Genomic DNA, 16,044 nt, shown 5'->3' on the forward strand with positions numbered 1-16,044 from the left:
GTCGTCGGGTGCGGGTGGCCCCTGTGGGGTGTCCTCGCCGTCGGCGGCCGCGGGCTCGGTGACGGCCTCGGGCTTCTCTTCCGCCGTGGCCTCGGTCTCGGGCTCTGCCTTGGCTGTCGGCTCCGGCGCGGCTTCGGTGGTGGGCTCAGGCTCCGGCTCGGGGGTGGTTTCGGGCTCTGCCTCGGCCTTGGGCTCCGGTTCCGGCTCCGGTTCGGCCTCGGCTTCGCCTTCGGCCGGGGTTTCGTTCCCACCCGCACCGCCCGTGCTGCTTTCGTCGTCGGGTGCGGGTGGCCCCTGTGGGGTGTCCTCGCCGTCGGCGGCCGCGGGCTCGGTGACGGCCTCGGGCTTCTCTTCCGCCGTGGCCTCGGCCTCGGGCTCTGCCTTGACTGCCGGCTCCGGCTCAGCCTCAGTGGTGGCCTCCGGCTCGGGCTCCGCTTCTGGCTTGGGCTCGGCGGCGGCGTCGGGCTTCGCTTCGGTCTCGGGCTTCGGTTCGGGCTTCGGGTCGGTCTCTGCCTTCGGCGCGGCTTCCGGCTCGGGCTCAGGCTCGGTCTCGGCTGCCGGTTCCGGCTCGGGCTCCGCCTTGGCCGTCGGCTCCGGTTCGGGTTCCTGGGCGGGGGTCGGGGGGGCGTCCGAACGGGTGGGCTTGGGGACCGTGATGTTGTCGAAGGCCGCGGAGACCAGGTCGTGTTCCTCACGGGGTTCCGGGACGGAGGCCGTGCGGGGTTCGGGGGACGGGGACGGGATCTTCGGGGCCGCCGCGGGCTCCGGGGCCGACTCCGTCGGGGCGTGCGACGCCGGAGGCGTGCTCGCCGTCCCGGCGGTGTCCGACGCACCCCCCGCTTCGGCGGACCTCGCTTTGCGTGACCGGCCGAACGCGTTCCGCAGGAGAGTGAGAATGCCCATGTGCGCAACCCTTCGCGTGAGTTGATGCCCGTCAATCCCTGGCCAGGACGGACACGTAAGGTTAACGGCCCGCAAGGGCGATCTTGGGCAGGGTTGGGTTTGCGGAATCGTATATGTCAAGGGTGCGATTCGGCCCGGTGCGACGTCCCAGATGCTGCCGCAGGTTCACTCACCGTTCACCCGGCCGCCCGGCTACCGCACATATGTACTCCTACGGTCACGCTGACACCACGGGTACCCAAGGAGAGAAAACGTGCGAAAGCTGCTGCCGCTGATCGGAACGCCGTCCGATTCCCACCCCGGCGGCCGGTCCGCCATGACCTGCCGTTTCCGGTGTGGTGACGCCTGCTTCCACGAGGTGCCCAACACCAGCTCCAACGAGTACGTCGGTGACGTCATCGCCGGTGCCCTCAGCCGCCGCTCCATGATGCGCGCCGCCGCCGTCGTGACCGTCGCCGCCGCCGGCGCCGGGGCGGTCGGCGTCGCCGCCGCGCCCGAGGCGCAGGCGGCCCCCGCCGCCGGCAAGGGCCACGGCCACGGGCACCACCACGACAAGCCCAAGGGCGCCCGCGGTCTGCGGTTCACGCCCGTCGCGCCGAACACGAACGACGCCGTGACCGTGCCCGAGGGCTACCGGCAGAACGTCGTCATCCGCTGGGGCGAACCCATCCTGCGCGGCGCGCCCGCCTTCGACGGCGACAGGCAGAGCGCCAAGGCGCAGGCCGGGCAGTTCGGGTACAACTGTGACTTCCTCTCCCTGCTGCCCCTCAAGGGCGAGCACGGCCGGCAGCTCCTCGTCGCCAACCACGAGTACACCGACGAGATCCTCATGTTCCGGGACTACGACCCGGAGAACCCCACCCGTGAGCAGGTGGAGATCGCCTGGGCCGCGCACGGCCTCGCCGTCGTCGCCGTCGAGGAGGACCGGCGCAGCGGCAAGCTGACCGCCGTCAACCGGCACCGGCTCAACCGGCGGCTCACCGCCACCTCCGAGTTCCGGCTCACCGGCCCCGTCGCCGGGTCCGACCTGGTGAAGACCTCCGCCGACCCGCGCGGCACCAAGGTGCTCGGCACCCTCAACAACTGCTCCGGCGGTACCACCCCGTGGGGCACCACCCTGCACGGCGAGGAGAACTTCAACCAGTACTTCGCCAACGGCAGCAGCGCCACCGACAAGCGGTACGGCATCGGCACCGGCGCCACCGAGCGCAAGTGGGAGCGGTTCGACAAGCGGTTCGACCTCGCCCAGGAGCCCAACGAGGCGCACCGCTTCGGCTACGTCGTCGAGCTCGACCCGTACGACCCCGACTCCACCCCGCGCAAGCACACCGCGCTCGGCCGCTTCAAGCACGAGGCCGCGACCGTGCGGCTGACGCACGACGGGCGCCCGGTCGTCTACACCGGCGACGACGAGCGGTTCGACTACTTCTACAAGTTCGTCGGCAGCAAGAAGATGCGGCACGGCAACAGCCGTTCCGCCCGCGAGCACAACCTCTCCCTGCTCGACGAGGGCACGCTGTACGTCGCCAAGCTCACCGGCGACTCGCCCGCGATCGAGATCGACGGCACGGGCAAGCTGCCGAAGGACGGCGAGTTCGACGGCAGCGGTCAGTGGATCCCGCTGGCCACCGCCACCGCCGACGGCGCCGTCTCGCACGTCGAGGGCATGACCGCCGAGGAGGTCTTCGTCTTCACGCGCCTCGCCGGCGACAAGGTCGGCGCCACCAAGATGGACCGGCCCGAGGACATCGAGCCCAACCCGGTCACCGGCAAGGTGTACGTCGCGCTCACCAACAACTCCAACCGCGGCAAGACCGGTTACGCCGCCGCCGACGAGGCCAACCCGCGCAACTCCAACAAGCACGGCCACGTGCTCGAACTGACCGAGCGCTGGAACCGGCCGGAGAGCACCCGCTTCGCCTGGTCGCTGTTCCTGGTCGCGGGCGACCCGGAGGACCCGGCGACGTACTTCGCCGGGTTCCCGAAGGACTCCGTCAGCCCGATCTCCTGCCCGGACAACGTCGCCTTCGACGACCACGGCAACCTGTGGATCTCCACCGACGGCAGCGCCCTCGGCTCCCACGACGGCCTCTTCGGCGTCGCCACGCGCGGCGACCGGCGAGGTGAGCTGAAGCAGTTCCTCACCGTGCCCAACGGCGCCGAGACCTGCGGCCCGGTCATCCAGGACCGGCGGGTGCTGGTCGCCGTACAGCACCCGGGTGAGGTGGACGGGGCGACCGTCGACCAGCCGGCCAGTGCCTGGCCCGACGGGCCCGGCACGTACGTCCGCCCGGCCGTCGTCGCGGTGTGGCGCGCGGACGGCCGCGACATCGGCGTCTGACGCACCCCTCGGGAGTGGCTTGATCAGGGGCCCGGGACCAGGTCCTGATCCAGCCACTCCCGGTACGCCGGTGCCTGCCGCGCCACCTCCCGGTACGCCTCGGCCAGGTCGGGATAGACGCCCTCCAGCTCCGACTCCGTACGCGCCGCCAGCAGCAGCCGTACGCCCAGCGGGTCGCCGTGCAGCCGGCGGACCGCCGTCTCGGGGCGGGAGAGCGAGGTCGGCTGGCACACGGTGACGACCTCGCCGATGGCGACCAGGGACGCGGCCGTGTGATAGTCCCCGTGCAGCACGCGCGGGCTGATCCCGGCGGCGTGCAGGACCCGGCGTACGGCGTCCCACTCGCCGTCGACCGCCGGGTCGATCATCCAGCGGTCGCCGGCCAGGTCGGACAGGTGGACCACCGGGTGCGCGGCGGCCGGATGGTCGGCCGGGAGCGACACGCACTGCGGTTCGCGCTCGACGAGGACCCGGATGCGCAGGCCCTCGGGGATGCGCAGGGGCGAGCCCTCGACCTCGTGCACGAACGCCACGTCGAGCTGCCCCTCGGCGACCATGCGCAGCAGGGCGTTGGCGGAGACGTCCATGTGCAGGGTGGGCTCCTGCCAGTGCCGGCGCAGCCGTCGCAGCCAGCCGGCCAGGGCCCGGCTGGCGGTGGAGCCGATGCGCAGCTGCCGGCCGCCGACGGCGGCGGCACGGGCCTCGGTGACCAGGGACCGCAGCTCGGTGACGAGCGGGCGGGCGCGGCTGAGCACCAGCCGGCCCAGGGGGGTGGGACGGCATCCGGTACGCGCGCGCACGAACAGGGCACCGCCCAGCTCCTGTTCGATGCGCCGCAACTGCGTGCTCAACGAGGGCTGGGCCACGCCGAGTTGGCGTGCGGCGCGGTGCAGACTGCCGGTGTCGGCGATCGCGCACAGCGCCCTGAGGTGCCTGACCTCAAGCTCCATGCCCTGGGAGGGTAAGGCGGAAGTTCAGGTTTCACCAGACATACAAACCCCGTCCGTTCAGGCGGAGTCGGGCGTACGCGGCGGGGTGGCTGGGCGGCCGGAGTCGGTTGATAGGGCCGTCCTATCACCGGTTGCCATCATCACAGCCGCCGCACAGGCGCACACACTCCTCGGTGACATGTGACTCGACCCCCACCGCAAGGAGTCATCGATGCGTATGCGCATGCGTGTGCCCATGTCCGTGCTCACCGCCGCCGGCCTGAGCCTCACGGCTCTCGGCCTCGGCACGGCCCCGGCGACGGCGGCCTCCGCGCCCCTCGACGCCGGTTCGGCCGCCTCGTACGCCGCCTATGACGGGTCGTCGGAGGAAGCGGCCGCCAACCGGGCCTTCTTCGAGGCCGTGCTGAAGTCGGCGGCCGAGAAGCGGGCCGCGAACCCGACGAGAGCGGCGGCCGTCACCGTCGTCTACAACGCCTCCCGGGCACCGTCGTTCGCCTCGCAGATATCCCGCAGCGCGCAGATCTGGAACAGCTCGGTCTCGAACGTGAGACTCCAGGCCGGCACGTCGGGCGCGGACTTCTCGTACTACGAGGGGAACGACTCGCGCGGCTCGTACGCGTCCACCGACGGGCACGGGCGGGGGTACATCTTCCTCGACTACCGGCAGAACCAGACGTACGACTCGACGCGGGTGACCGCGCACGAGACGGGGCACGTGCTGGGGCTTCCGGACCACTACTCGGGGCCGTGCAGTGAGCTGATGTCCGGGGGCGGGCCGGGGCCGTCCTGCACCAACGCGTACCCCAACTCCGCGGAGCGGTCGCGGGTGAACCAGTTGTGGGCGAACGGGTTCGCCGCGGCGCTGGACAAGGCGTTGCAGAAGTCCTCGCGGTGACTGGTGACCGGTGACCGGTAGCCGCACGGTGTGAGGGCGGCCGGGGGGTGTTGCGCAGCCCGGCGTTTGCGGGGTGCCGTCGCGCCCACCCGTGCCGCCCTGCGGCACGACTGCCCGCGGCTACGCGGTGGCTACGCGTGCAGGGTCAGGTCGACCATCAAGGCTCGGTGGTCGGTGTTCGGGAGGGTGAGGAAGCGGGATCGGAGCGTGGCGAAGTCTTCCGAGACCAGGACGTGGTCGATCTGGGTGCCGAAGGCCGGGGCCGTGCGGGACGGCCAGGTCGGGGTCCGGTCGGCACCGTCCAGGCGGGCCGCGTCGCGCAGGCCGGTGTCGAGGATGCGGCGGAAGGCCGCGTGGTCCTGGGAGGCGTTGAAGTCCCCGGCGAGCACGGTCGGGGTGTCCCGGTCGGCGGCGGCCGCGTCCCGCAGCCGGCCGAGCTCCCGCTGCCACAGGTCCACCTGGCCGGGCAGCGGCGGCATGGGGTGCGCGAGCTGGAGCCGTACGGGGTGCCCGTCGACGTCGGCGACGGCGCCGGGCATGCCCATGGTGCCGGGGACCCCGTCGGTGGCGCGCAGCGGGAAACGGCTGAGGACGACCGAGCCCTCGGAGCCGCCGCCCTCCACCGCCTCCCGGTGCGGGTAGGCGTCGGTCAGCTCCCGCTTCAGCGCCGCGTCGCAGGTGTACTCGCACTCCTGGACGAACACGACGTCCGGTTCCTCACGGCGTACGGCGTCGATCAGCGCGTCGGTGGCCCGCCCGAACTCCACGTTCGAGGTCAGCACCCGCAGCTCGGCGACGGGCGGCCCGGCGGGATCGCCGGTCTTCCCGTACGGCTCGATGAACCAGGCCAGCAGCCCCAGCAGGGCCACGCCCCACACCGCGCCGGTCCACCAGCGGGCGACCAGGGTGAACAGCAGCCCGGCGGCCGTGGGCACCAGCAGCCAGGGCAGGAAGGCGAGGAGCTGGGGCACGGGGGTGACGCCGTCGGTGTCGGCGGTCCGGCAGCCGACGACCACGCTCACCCCGGCGAACAGCAGCCCCGCGCACCAGGCGCCGAACCGCCGCCGTCCCCCCGTCCCGTCCCGGACGGCTGTCGGATCGGCAGTCGCAGTGTCCAACGTTCCGGCCCTCCGCTCACGGGTGCGATGCCCGGATTCTCCCTCAAGAGGACGAGGGGGGCGTGGCGGGTGGTTGCCGGGGACGGGGGTGCGCACGGGTGCACGAGGCTGTCCGGACGGGGGCTCCCGTGCGGGTGGCGGCCGGGGAGGGTGTCTCACCTCACCCGGTGGCCCTGCGCGTCCTCGTGGGTGTAGAAGCGGTAGAACATCGTCAGGAACACTCCCGCCGCGACCGCCAGGCCCAGGATCGCGGAGCGCAGGACGCCGGGGCTGGGTGCCTGGATGATCAGGAAGCCGATCGCGCTGCCGATGAGGGCGGCCCAGAGCGCCGCGTGCAGTTCGCGCCGCATCCTCGGGGCCAGGGCGAGGAGCGCCATGAACAGCAGGGAGAACACGACGCCGGCGAAGAAGCCGTACAGGAAGTTCTCCACGGTGATCGGCCCGCCGTAGCGCCGGTTGGCCGCCACCCAGTAGCCGTACACGACGCCGAGCAGGACGGGTACGACGACCTTCGCCGCCTTGTGGGTCCGTGCGCTGAAGACGTCGGTCGTGCCGGCCCGCTGCTCGATCGCCGCCCGGGGCCGGGATGCCGTGTGCGCCATGGGAGCACTCCTCTCTCCTCGCCCCCGTCCCACCAATGCACACCTCACCGGGCCCGTCGGCAAGTGGAGACCGGATGCGGGCCGCCCGGCGTCGTGTTTCGCTGGGGCGGTGAGTCCGGGCAGTGGGGGACACGACCTGCGCGACCGGTCCCCCGCGACCGGCCGGCGCGACGCCGGGCACCGGCACGAGATGCTGCGGCTGAGGGGCCGCAGCGTCGCCTGGGTGCCGCCGTTGCTGCTGCTCGTCGCCATCCTGGTGGCCGACCGCGGGACCGGCGGAGAGTTCCGGACCGTCTCCTGGATCGTGCTGGTGCCGGGCATCGCCGCCGCGATCTGCGGGGTGTGGGGGACGGCCCTGTTCGCCGTGGTCTCGGTGGTCACGTACACCGCCGTGGACAACGCCTGGCCGCACCAGTTCCAGGCGGGGCTGCCCGACTTCATCCTGGTCGCCGCCGGTGGCGTCCTCGCCACGCTGGCCTGTGTGGTGCGGGTGCGCGGTGAGCGCCGCGCGCTGCACCTGCGGGACGTCACCGAGACCGTACGGCGCACCGTGCTGCGCCCCCTGCCGCCCGGCTGGGGCGGCCTGGAGCACGCCGGGGTCTACCTCACCGCCGACGCCCAGGCCCGCGTCGGCGGGGACTTCTACGACATCCAGCCGGGCCCGTACGGCACCCGCGTGTTCGTCGGTGACGTCCAGGGCAAGGGGCTGGGCGCGGTGGAGACGGCGGCGGTGCTGCTCGGGGCGTTCCGCGAGGCCGGCTACCACGAGGCGGAGCTGGCGGCCGTCGTCGACCGGCTGGAGAACCGGATGCTGCGGCACCGCGCGTACACCACGGCGCTCGGCCGGGACGACGGCGACCGGTTCGCCACCGCCGTACTGCTCGGCTTCCCGGCGGACCGCACCGACGTGGTGGACGCCGTCGTCCTCGGGCACGAACCCCCGCTGGCCGTCGGCCCCGGCGGGGTGCGGTCCCTGCCGGCCGGCGGGGGCCTCCCGCTCGGCTGCCGCGACCTCGCCCCGGACCCGCCCGCGGTGTGCCGGGTGCCGGTCGCCGCCGAGGAGACGCTGCTGCTGGTCACCGACGGGGTGACCGAGGCCCGGAACGGCGCCGGCGACTTCTACCGGCTCGCCGACGACCTGACGCGGGCGGTGTCGGCGGACCCGCGGGTCGTCGCACCGGGCCGGCTGGTCGCCGCCGTACGGGACGGGACGCTGAGGCACAGCCGGGGACACCTGGTCGACGACACCACCGCCTTCGCGGTACGGCGGATCCACGCGCCCGGCGCGGCCCGCGCGGGGCCGCCGTACCGCGTGTCCCCCGCGGTGTCCCCCACGACGGGGGGCGAAGGCCCCGAAGGGGGACGTTCATCCCACTGACACCGCCCTTCGCGGCCGCAGCGGTTACCGTGCTGCCGTAGGTGATCGAGAGGGGAGGGGACCATGCCCGGAACCGTGCTGCTGCTGGCGGCCTCGCCGCTGGGCCGCGGGCGGCTGGTGGACGCGGCGTCCGTGCTCCCGGTCCTCGCGGCGGTACCGCCCGCCGTGCTGTCCGGCGCGGACACCGCGAACGTCGTCGAACTCGCCGACCCGCTGGACCCGCAGGCCGTACTGACCCGGCTGCGCGCCGCCGCCGCGGCGCCCGGACCGCTGACCGTGTACGTCACCGGGCAGCTCCAGCTCGACCGCCGCCAGCGGCTGCCGCACCTGGCGCTGGCCCGCACGACCGCGCCCACCGTGCGGTACACCGGACTGCCGTGGCACTGGTTCCGGGAGGAACTGCGGCTGCGTCCGGCGGGCGCGACGACGCTCTTCCTCGATCTGCACGCCGACCCGGAGACCTGGCAGGCGCTGGTCACGGCGGCGCGCACGCCGGGCCCGCCCCCGCTCGACTGCGGCCCCGACAACGCCGTCTACGGCCGTGTCGCGCCCCCGCCGTCCCGTCGCGGGGTCGCGGCACCGGCGTACATGAAGGCGATCGCGACGATCCTGCGCAGCGGATGGCGTCCGCCGGACGAGGAACTGCACCAGCAGGCGCTGACGCGGATCGCGCCGGAGAGCGCGGGCACCGATCTGCCGCTGGCGCGGCGCGGGCCGGTGCCGGGCGATCCGCACGCGGCCGTCACCGCCGCCGTGCGCTCCGGCCGGCACGCGGACGCCGACGCGCTCGCCGCGCGGCTGGAGCAGGCGGCGCGCCTGGCGCACGGGCCCGCCGCCGAGGAGGCGCTGCACTGGACGGAGGTCCGGGCGGACCTGGCGATGCTGGCCGGGGACGCGGCGCGCAGCTGCCGCACCTGGCTGGCCGTCGCGAGCACCCGGCTGACCGCCGGACAGTCGGCGGACGCGCCCGCCGTCGAGGCGGCCGTGGACCGGGCGCACCACCAGTGGGGCCGGATCGGCGACCCGGCCCGGGCCCGTGAACTCGGCGCGGTGCTCGCGGAGTTGCGCGGCCGAGTGCCGGGGCGGCGCGAGGGGGCCCTGGATCACGTACGACGGCAGCTGCGGCAGCTGCAGACACAGGCCTGAGCACCGGGCCGGCCCGGCGGGCGAGGCCCGGTCCTACCGGACCGCCGCCTCCACCGGTTCCGTGGTCTGCCGGTGCGGCTCGGGGTCGGTGTTCTTGGCCGGGCCCGCGTTGGCCGCCAGGACCAGCGCCGCGACCGCGGCGACGGCCGCGGCGAAGCCACGGGCGTGACGCCCGGTGATGCGTGTGCGTTCCAGCACGGCGACCTCGCAACAGCGACGGGTTAAGCGCGTTTAATTCACGGTTTAACCTAGGGGCTGTGGGTCACGAACGGCAAGGGGCACTGGGGGAGTTGGCGTGGGGGAGCGGGACGAGCCGGCGGCCATCGGGCGACGGGTGCAGCAGTTGCGGACGGAGCGCGGGCTGACCCAGAGGCAGCTGGCGGAGCCGGTGTACACACCCGCCTACATCTCCACGCTGGAGGCGGGCCGGGTGCGCCCCTCCGACGACGCGCTGCGGCATCTCGCCGACCGTCTCGGAGTCGCGTTCGACGAACTGGCCACCGGACGTTCCGCCCGGCTCGTGACCGAGCTGCACCTGCGGCTGACCGAGGCGCAGCGCACGCTCGCCGTCGGCGAGACGGAGGCCGCGGTGGAGCAGTACGCCGGGCTGCTCGCCGAGGCGGAGGCACAGGGGCTGGCCGAGGAGCAGGCCGCCGCGCTGCTCGGGCTCGGGGAGTGCGCGCTGGAGACCGGCGAACTGACCGAGGGACGCGACTACTTCGAGCGGGCCGAGGCCCGACTCGCCGAGGCACCGCTGCCCGCCCGGGTGCCGGCGCTGCGCGGACGGGCCGTCGCCCACTACCTCGCGGGGGAACTCCGTTACGCGGTCTACCTCCTCGAGACCACGATCGACGAACTGAACCGGAGCGGCCTGCACGACCCGGACGCGCTGCTGCTGCTCTACGCCAGCGCGATCGGCCCGTACATGGACATGGGCGCGCACGCGCGGGCCGCGCAGGCGGCGGAGTTCGCGCTGGCGCTCGCGCCGCAGTCCGGCGACCCGGCGCTGGTGGCGCGCATGCACCGGTCGGTGGCCCGCACCCTGCTCGCCGAGGGCCGTCTCGCCGAGGCGGACGCCTCGCTGGCCAAGGCGGCGGAGCTCTACCGCGGACTGCAGCTCCGCACCGAGCTGGCCAACTGCCACTGGATGCGCGGCTACGTGTACGCGCAGAACGGGGACCTGGAACGCGCCGAGGAGGAGATGCGCGAGGCGCTGGCGATGCTGTCGGCCAAGCGGGCGTCCCTCTACAGCAGCCAGGTGACCGTCGAACTGGCCGACGTCCTGCACCGGCGCGGCAGCTCCGAGGAGGCGGCGGCCCTGCTGGAGGACGTGCTCGGCGGGCTCTCCCCCGAGCGGGGCGCGGTGCACGCGGCGGCGGCGCACCGGCTGCTCGGCATCATCGCCGAGGACTCCCGTGACGCCGAGCGGGCCGAGGAGCACTACGTCCGCGCGATGAGCCTGCTGGAACGCGCGGGCGCGGCCGGTGACCTGGCCGACCTGTGCCGCCTCCTCGGTGACCTGCTGCGCCGCACCGGCCGCGTCGAGGCGGCCCTGGACGCCTACCGCACCGGCCTGGGCCACCGCACGGCCCCGGGCACCACGACCCTGGGGCCGGCCCCGGCACAGCCCCCGGTCTGACCGTTTCGGGCCGGGCGGGCCGGGTAGTCGGGGCTCGTTTCCGGGGGTGAACGGCCGAAGGAGGCGGTGGGCGTGCGGCCCAGGGACGGTCCCGGGGGCGAGCCGGGCCGGGAGGACGAACGGGTGATCGGTGCGGTCGCCGCGATCTCCGCGGAGCTGCGTGACGCCGGGCCGGCCGCCGTGCCGGGGCGGCTGTGCGCGGTGGCCCTCGAACTGCTGCCGGTGGACGGCGCGAGCGTGTCGCTGCGCGGTGACGGAATGCCCGTACAACTCGCCGCCTCCGGACCGCGGGCCGCGCGTCTGGCCCAGCTCCAGGCCACCCTGGGCGACGGCCCCTGCCGCCACGTCCTGGAGGTCGGCGCGCCGGTCCTCGTCCGCGACCTCGCCGCCGTCGGCTGCGCCGACCGCTGGCCCGTCTTCGCCCAGCAGGCGATCGGCGCCGGCGTGCGCGCCGTGTACGCGCTCCCCCTCGGCAGCGACTCCGTCTGCGTCGGCACCCTCGACCTCTACCGCGGCACCCCCGGCGGACTCACCGAGGGTCAGCTGCGGGTGGCCCGGCTCGTCGCCGGTGTCATGACGGTGGCGCTGATGGATCTGCCGTACGACCTCCCGGGTGATGACGAACCCTGGCTCAGCGGACTGGCCGCCGACCACGACCGCGTCCACCAGGCCGTCGGCATGATCATGGCCCAGCTGGGCATCGGCGCCGACGAGGCCCTGGCCCGCCTGCGCGCCGACGCCTTCGCCCACGACCGCACGGCCCTGGAGGTCGCCCTGGACGTGGTCTCCCACCGCCGCCGCTTCGAGACGCCCTGAACAGCGGGTGCCGAGATGCCCTGGGCAGCGAGTGCCGAGGCGTTCTGGGCAAGCGTGTCGTCCCCGCCGGTCCGTCCCCGCTTCCTACGCTTGGCGGTCATGGACATAGCCATCCTCTTCCTGACCTGCGTCGTGATCCTCGGTGTCACGACGATCCGGAGCCACCTCTCCCGAGTCGACCGCCGCGCCGCCCGTGTCGAGCGCAAACTCGACACGGTGATGCGGCACTTGGGACTCCAGGAGGAGATCCCGGGGAGGGAGGAGATCCTCGACCTCGTACGCCGGGGGAAGAAGATCCAGGCGATCAAGCTGTACCGCGAGACCACGGGCGCGGACCTGGTCGAGGCCAAGCAGGCCGTGGACCGGCTGGGCTGATCACCCGCTGGCCCTAAGCCCTCAGCCCTCAGCTTTCGGCTTTCGGTGGGGCCCCGCCTCAGACCCGTACCCGCACCTGCCGGCCGACGTCCGCCAGGCGGTCCGCGCCGAGCCGGGTCATCGCCCGGGTGACCTCGGGGAGGACCGTGCCGAGGCCGCCGTTGGTGAGGATGAGCGTGTCCTCGCCGACGCGGACCGTCGCGAGGTTCACGGTGAGGCGCGTCGGCACCCCGTCGGCCGTCTCCCCGGTCATCGTCAGCAGCAGTCCCGCCCGCGCGTCGCCGACCTCCGGGAGCGGGAGTTCCGCCACCTCGACGAGCTGGACACCGGCTGCGGTGGTCGTCGCCTCGAACCGCCCGCACGTCTCCGGCAGCGTCTTCAGCCAGGTCAGGACGCGGTCCACGTCGGCGGGCGGGTGCGTGGCGACCTGGTGGCGCAGCTGGGAGTCGTTGGCGGTGTCGTCGAGCGTGACGGTGGCGCCGGGTTCGGCCGGCGGGCCGAACAGCTCCTCCGTGTAGAGGACGTCGAGCAGCCGGTGGCAGTCGGCGTTCTCCGCCTTCGCCTTGAGCAGCCCGTCCCGCCAGGTCGCCGTGGACCGGCTCGCCGTCCACGGCTCCCCCAGGTCGGTCTCCGTGATCAACGCCGCCCGCAGCTGTTCCTCGCTCAGCGCGGGCGGGCCGGGCGGGGGCTGCTCGGCGGCGGGTGAGGCGGAGGACGCCGAGGCGGCCGGGGGCTCGGCCACGCCCGCGGGCAGCGCGCGCGGCACCTCCCGGTCGCCGGCCACGCACGCCGCCACGGTCAGCAGGGACGTCACCGACAGCGCGGAGGCGAGGAGGGCGCGGGCGGCGGCCGGGGCATGGGTCATCGGGGTGCCTCCTGGGGGACCGGGCCGTCCACGGGCGGCCGTGTTCCTACGGCACCACCCCGCCGGACGCCCCACCAGCGCGGCGGGCCGTCCGGGTGAGCCGCCCGCACGGAAACCGGCCCGCACCCCGCGCGGGGCCGGCCGTCACGCACCGGGCGGAAGGGGGCCCGCCGCGACCGGCGGACGGCCCGTCCCGGTGATCGTCGACCGCGACACCGGTGTCGACGACGCCCCGGCCCTGCTGGACGTGGACGTGGAAGTGGCCCGCCGCGTGAAGCCGTACCCGGCGCGTATCCGGCGACGGCCGGGCGCGCCTCGAGGCAGCCGTTCACGAGGGCGCGACCGCTCCTCCCGCCGGCCGCCGTCCTCCACTCCGGGGCAGCCCGGAAAGGTTCCGTCAAATCATGGCAAAAGAGGTCATTCCCCATCTGTAGGGAATGGCTCCACGCTGCCGGTGTGTTCGCTTTTACGGTGAAGCGGACAGATTCTCTGCCGGTACCCGCACGCACCCAGAGGAGACCGCGTGACCGACCGCACCATCACGCCCGACCCCCGGCCGCCGCACCCCGCCCCCGACGCCACGCCCGACCTCTCCTCCAAGGACCCCGACTGGTGGCGGCAGGCCGTCGTCTACCAGGTCTACCCCCGCAGCTTCGCCGACGCCGACGGCGACGGACTCGGTGACCTGCGCGGCATCACCCGGCGCCTCACCCACCTCGCCGCCCTCGGCGTCGATGCCCTGTGGATGAGCCCCTTCTACCCCTCCGAGCTCGCCGACGGCGGCTACGACGTCGCCGACCCGCGCGGCGTCGACCCGCGCCTGGGCACCCTCGACGACTTCGACGCGCTCGTCGCCGAGGCCCACCGGCTCGGCCTGAAGGTGATCGTCGACATCGTCCCCAACCACACCTCCCACCAGCACGTCTGGTTCCAGGAGGCGCTGCGCGCCGGACCCGGCTCCCCGGCCCGCGACCGCTACGTCTTCCGCGACGGCAAGGGCGAGCGGGGCGAGCTGCCGCCCACCGACTGGCAGTCCGTGTTCGGCGGCAGCGCCTGGCAGCGGGTCCCGGACGGACAGTGGTACCTGCACCTGTTCGCCGCCGAGCAGCCCGACCTCAACTGGGGCCACCCGGACGTCCGCGCCGATGTCCGCACCACCCTGCGGTTCTGGTCCGACCGGGGCGTGGACGGCTTCCGCGTGGACGTCGCGCACGCCCTCGCCAAGGACCTCGACGAGCCGCTGCGCGACCTCGGCGCCCCCGAACTGAGCCGCGAGGGCGCCCTCGCCGGCTTCCCGCCCGGCACCCACCCCTTCTACGACCGGGACGAGGTGCACGAGATCTACCGCGACTGGCGCAAGATCCTCGACGCCTACTCCCCGCCCCGCATGGCCGTCGCCGAGGCCTGGGTCCCCGGCGCCCGGCGCGCCCTGTACGCCCGCCGGGACGAACTGGGCCAGGCCTTCAACTTCGAGTACCTGCAGGCCGCGTGGGACGCGGAGGAGCTGCGCCAGGTCATCACCGACTCGCTGCGGACCGCGCACGCCGCCGGCGCCTCGGCGACCTGGGTGCTCTCCAACCACGACGTCGTCCGGCACGCCTCCCGCCTGATGCTGCCGCCGGGCACGGACGAGAACGCCTGGCTGCTGTCCGGCGGCCACGCCCCCGCCGTCGACCCGGCCGCCGGTCTGCGCCGGGCCCGCGCCGCCACCCTGCTGATGCTGGCGCTCCCCGGCTCGGCCTACCTCTACCAGGGCGAGGAGCTGGGCCTGCCCGAGGTCGCCGACCTGCCCACCGAGGTCCTCCAGGACCCGATCTGGGAACAGACGGGGCACGTCCGCAAGGGCCGCGACGGGTGCCGGGTGCCGCTGCCGTGGACGACGACCGGTCCGTCGTACGGCTTCGGGGCGGCCGGTGCCTGGCTGCCGCAGCCGCCGTCCTTCGCCGCGTACGCCGTCGAGGCGCAGGACGGGGCCGAGGGCTCGACGCTGGAGCTGTACCGGGCGGCCCTGCGGACCCGCCGCAAGCTGCTCGACGGCGAGACGCTGAACTGGGCGGAGGAGACCCCGGCGGGGGTCCTGCAGTTCGACCGCGGCGACGGCTGGCGCTGTGTGGCCAACCTGTCCCCCGACCCGGTCTCCCTCCCGGCGGGCGAGGTCCTGCTGACCAGCGCCCCCCTGGAGGACGGCCGCCTCGGCCCGGACACCACCGCCTGGCTCGGCCGCTGACGCGCCCACCTCCCCGGCCCGGCCCGCCGGGGCCGGGGAGGCTCGGCCGGTCCACCCGTACGGCCGTCCAGCGCGGGCGGCCCGCGCGGGCGCACCGGCGGAATCGGCTCCGGGGGTGCCCGTGACCGCAGTACGGGGAGCCCGCCGCTGAACCGGCGGCCGGGTCACACGTGCCCGGGGCCTCCGCTGCCGAAGCCGCCGCTGGAGCCGGGCAGCCAGCGCTTGCGCTGCTGGTCCTTGCCCGTCCTGGTCGCGGAGTGGTGGAGCTCGTACGGCATGAGCCGTGAGCCGGTCCTCGACATGTCCGGCATCTCGTCCGGCTCCCGTATCTCCCGCATCTCGCGGACCGCGCCGCCGTCCGGCAGTCTCGGCTGGTCCTCCGGGGTGGGGCGGGGCTCCTCCCGGTCCATGTACCGCATGCCGACCCGTACGGCCCAGACCAGCGCGCCGGCCACGATCAACCCGCCGATGAAGGCCGCGAAGACGGCCCACCGGTGCGTGGTGGAGGCCAGAAGTACATACGTCGCCGTGTTCATGCTTTCGAGTATGGCCGAAGAAATGAGATAAATCGCCTGGAATGTCCGACCTCGTCACGCCCGTGGCCCGTCCCGGCGGGCGGCCTCCCCCGTGCCGTGACAGATTGCGGCCAGAGGAAGGCCGGGACGGGCCGTCGCGTCCCCACGTGTGCAGCTCGGGGCCCGGCCCCGGCCTTCCCGCCCCCGGGGTCCCGTCCGACGGTGACGGCGTCCCGTCGGGGGCGCGCCCCGTCCCGTACGCAGGGGGGCGAGG

14 protein-coding genes and 1 pseudogene are annotated in these 16,044 nt (G+C 74.2%); 8 read left to right on the forward strand and 7 right to left on the reverse strand.

The features are described from left to right. Positions 1 to 903: pseudogene (locus tag ACH5AO_RS18740) on the reverse strand (Toxic cation resistance protein); the annotation flags it as partial. Positions 904 to 1,156: 253 nt separating this feature from the next. Here ACH5AO_RS18740 and ACH5AO_RS18745 point away from each other — a divergent pair. Then, positions 1,157 to 3,244: a PhoX family protein gene (locus ACH5AO_RS18745; RefSeq protein ID WP_398925924.1), complete on the forward strand. Its 2,088-nt coding sequence runs from the start codon at positions 1,157 to 1,159 to the stop codon at positions 3,242 to 3,244. Between the two features lie 23 nt (positions 3,245 to 3,267). Here the strand turns inward: ACH5AO_RS18745 and ACH5AO_RS18750 are convergent, their stop codons facing one another. Next, complete coding sequence (locus ACH5AO_RS18750) at positions 3,268 to 4,194, reverse strand: LysR substrate-binding domain-containing protein (RefSeq protein WP_398925926.1); 927 nt, start codon at positions 4,192 to 4,194, stop codon at positions 3,268 to 3,270. A 217-nt stretch (positions 4,195 to 4,411) separates the two neighbouring features. On the opposite strand from ACH5AO_RS18750, the gene snpA reads away from it, so the two are divergent. After that, positions 4,412 to 5,089 (forward strand): snapalysin, encoded by a 678-nt coding sequence (gene snpA, locus ACH5AO_RS18755; RefSeq protein WP_398926325.1) that lies wholly within the window; start codon positions 4,412 to 4,414, stop codon positions 5,087 to 5,089. A gap of 131 nt (positions 5,090 to 5,220) precedes the next feature. On the opposite strand, the gene ACH5AO_RS18760 is transcribed toward snpA, so the two are convergent. Next, complete coding sequence (locus ACH5AO_RS18760; protein ID WP_398925927.1) at positions 5,221 to 6,207, reverse strand: endonuclease/exonuclease/phosphatase family protein; 987 nt, start codon at positions 6,205 to 6,207, stop codon at positions 5,221 to 5,223. 155 nt (positions 6,208 to 6,362) lie between these two features. Next, complete coding sequence (locus tag ACH5AO_RS18765) at positions 6,363 to 6,809, reverse strand: hypothetical protein (protein WP_398925929.1); 447 nt, start codon at positions 6,807 to 6,809, stop codon at positions 6,363 to 6,365. Positions 6,810 to 6,918: 109 nt separating this feature from the next. Here ACH5AO_RS18765 and ACH5AO_RS18770 point away from each other — a divergent pair, with 109 nt between their 5' ends. Beyond that, on the forward strand, positions 6,919 to 8,187 hold the full coding sequence (locus ACH5AO_RS18770; RefSeq protein WP_398925932.1) for a PP2C family protein-serine/threonine phosphatase: 1,269 nt from the start codon (positions 6,919 to 6,921) through the stop codon (positions 8,185 to 8,187). 63 nt (positions 8,188 to 8,250) lie between these two features. Beyond that, positions 8,251 to 9,333, forward strand: a complete 1,083-nt coding sequence (locus ACH5AO_RS18775) for a hypothetical protein (protein ID WP_398925934.1) — start codon at positions 8,251 to 8,253, stop codon at positions 9,331 to 9,333. Positions 9,334 to 9,366: 33 nt separating this feature from the next. Here the strand turns inward: ACH5AO_RS18775 and ACH5AO_RS18780 are convergent, their stop codons facing one another. After that, positions 9,367 to 9,531 carry a hypothetical protein gene (locus tag ACH5AO_RS18780; RefSeq protein ID WP_398925936.1) on the reverse strand — a complete coding sequence of 55 codons (165 nt, stop codon included), beginning with the start codon at positions 9,529 to 9,531 and terminating at the stop codon, positions 9,367 to 9,369. Between the two features lie 97 nt (positions 9,532 to 9,628). Here ACH5AO_RS18780 and ACH5AO_RS18785 point away from each other — a divergent pair, with 97 nt between their 5' ends. The 3 genes from ACH5AO_RS18785 to ACH5AO_RS18795 all read left to right on the forward strand — a co-directional run bounded on the left by ACH5AO_RS18785 (position 9,629) and on the right by ACH5AO_RS18795 (position 12,163). Then, positions 9,629 to 10,972 (forward strand): helix-turn-helix domain-containing protein, encoded by a 1,344-nt coding sequence (locus ACH5AO_RS18785; protein ID WP_398925938.1) that lies wholly within the window; start codon positions 9,629 to 9,631, stop codon positions 10,970 to 10,972. A 66-nt stretch (positions 10,973 to 11,038) separates the two neighbouring features. After that, positions 11,039 to 11,788 carry a GAF and ANTAR domain-containing protein gene (locus ACH5AO_RS18790; RefSeq protein ID WP_398925940.1) on the forward strand — a complete coding sequence of 250 codons (750 nt, stop codon included), beginning with the start codon at positions 11,039 to 11,041 and terminating at the stop codon, positions 11,786 to 11,788. Between the two features lie 99 nt (positions 11,789 to 11,887). Continuing rightward, the gene (locus ACH5AO_RS18795; protein WP_398925942.1) at positions 11,888 to 12,163 is read left to right on the forward strand and encodes a hypothetical protein; all 276 of its coding nucleotides are present in this window, start codon (positions 11,888 to 11,890) and stop codon (positions 12,161 to 12,163) included. A 58-nt stretch (positions 12,164 to 12,221) separates the two neighbouring features. Here ACH5AO_RS18795 and ACH5AO_RS18800 read toward each other — a convergent pair whose 3' ends face one another. Next, positions 12,222 to 13,028 carry a hypothetical protein gene (locus ACH5AO_RS18800; protein WP_398925944.1) on the reverse strand — a complete coding sequence of 269 codons (807 nt, stop codon included), beginning with the start codon at positions 13,026 to 13,028 and terminating at the stop codon, positions 12,222 to 12,224. Positions 13,029 to 13,551: 523 nt separating this feature from the next. On the opposite strand from ACH5AO_RS18800, the gene ACH5AO_RS18805 reads away from it, so the two are divergent. Then, positions 13,552 to 15,255 (forward strand): glycoside hydrolase family 13 protein, encoded by a 1,704-nt coding sequence (locus ACH5AO_RS18805; RefSeq protein ID WP_398925946.1) that lies wholly within the window; start codon positions 13,552 to 13,554, stop codon positions 15,253 to 15,255. Positions 15,256 to 15,419: 164 nt separating this feature from the next. Here the strand turns inward: ACH5AO_RS18805 and ACH5AO_RS18810 are convergent, their stop codons facing one another. Continuing rightward, positions 15,420 to 15,791 carry a DUF6479 family protein gene (locus tag ACH5AO_RS18810; protein WP_398925948.1) on the reverse strand — a complete coding sequence of 124 codons (372 nt, stop codon included), beginning with the start codon at positions 15,789 to 15,791 and terminating at the stop codon, positions 15,420 to 15,422. Positions 15,792 to 16,044: the final 253 nt, after the last annotated feature.

It is taken from the genome of Streptomyces sp. NPDC018964 (assembly GCF_044390325.1).
GTDB lineage: Bacteria > Actinomycetota > Actinomycetes > Streptomycetales > Streptomycetaceae > Streptomyces.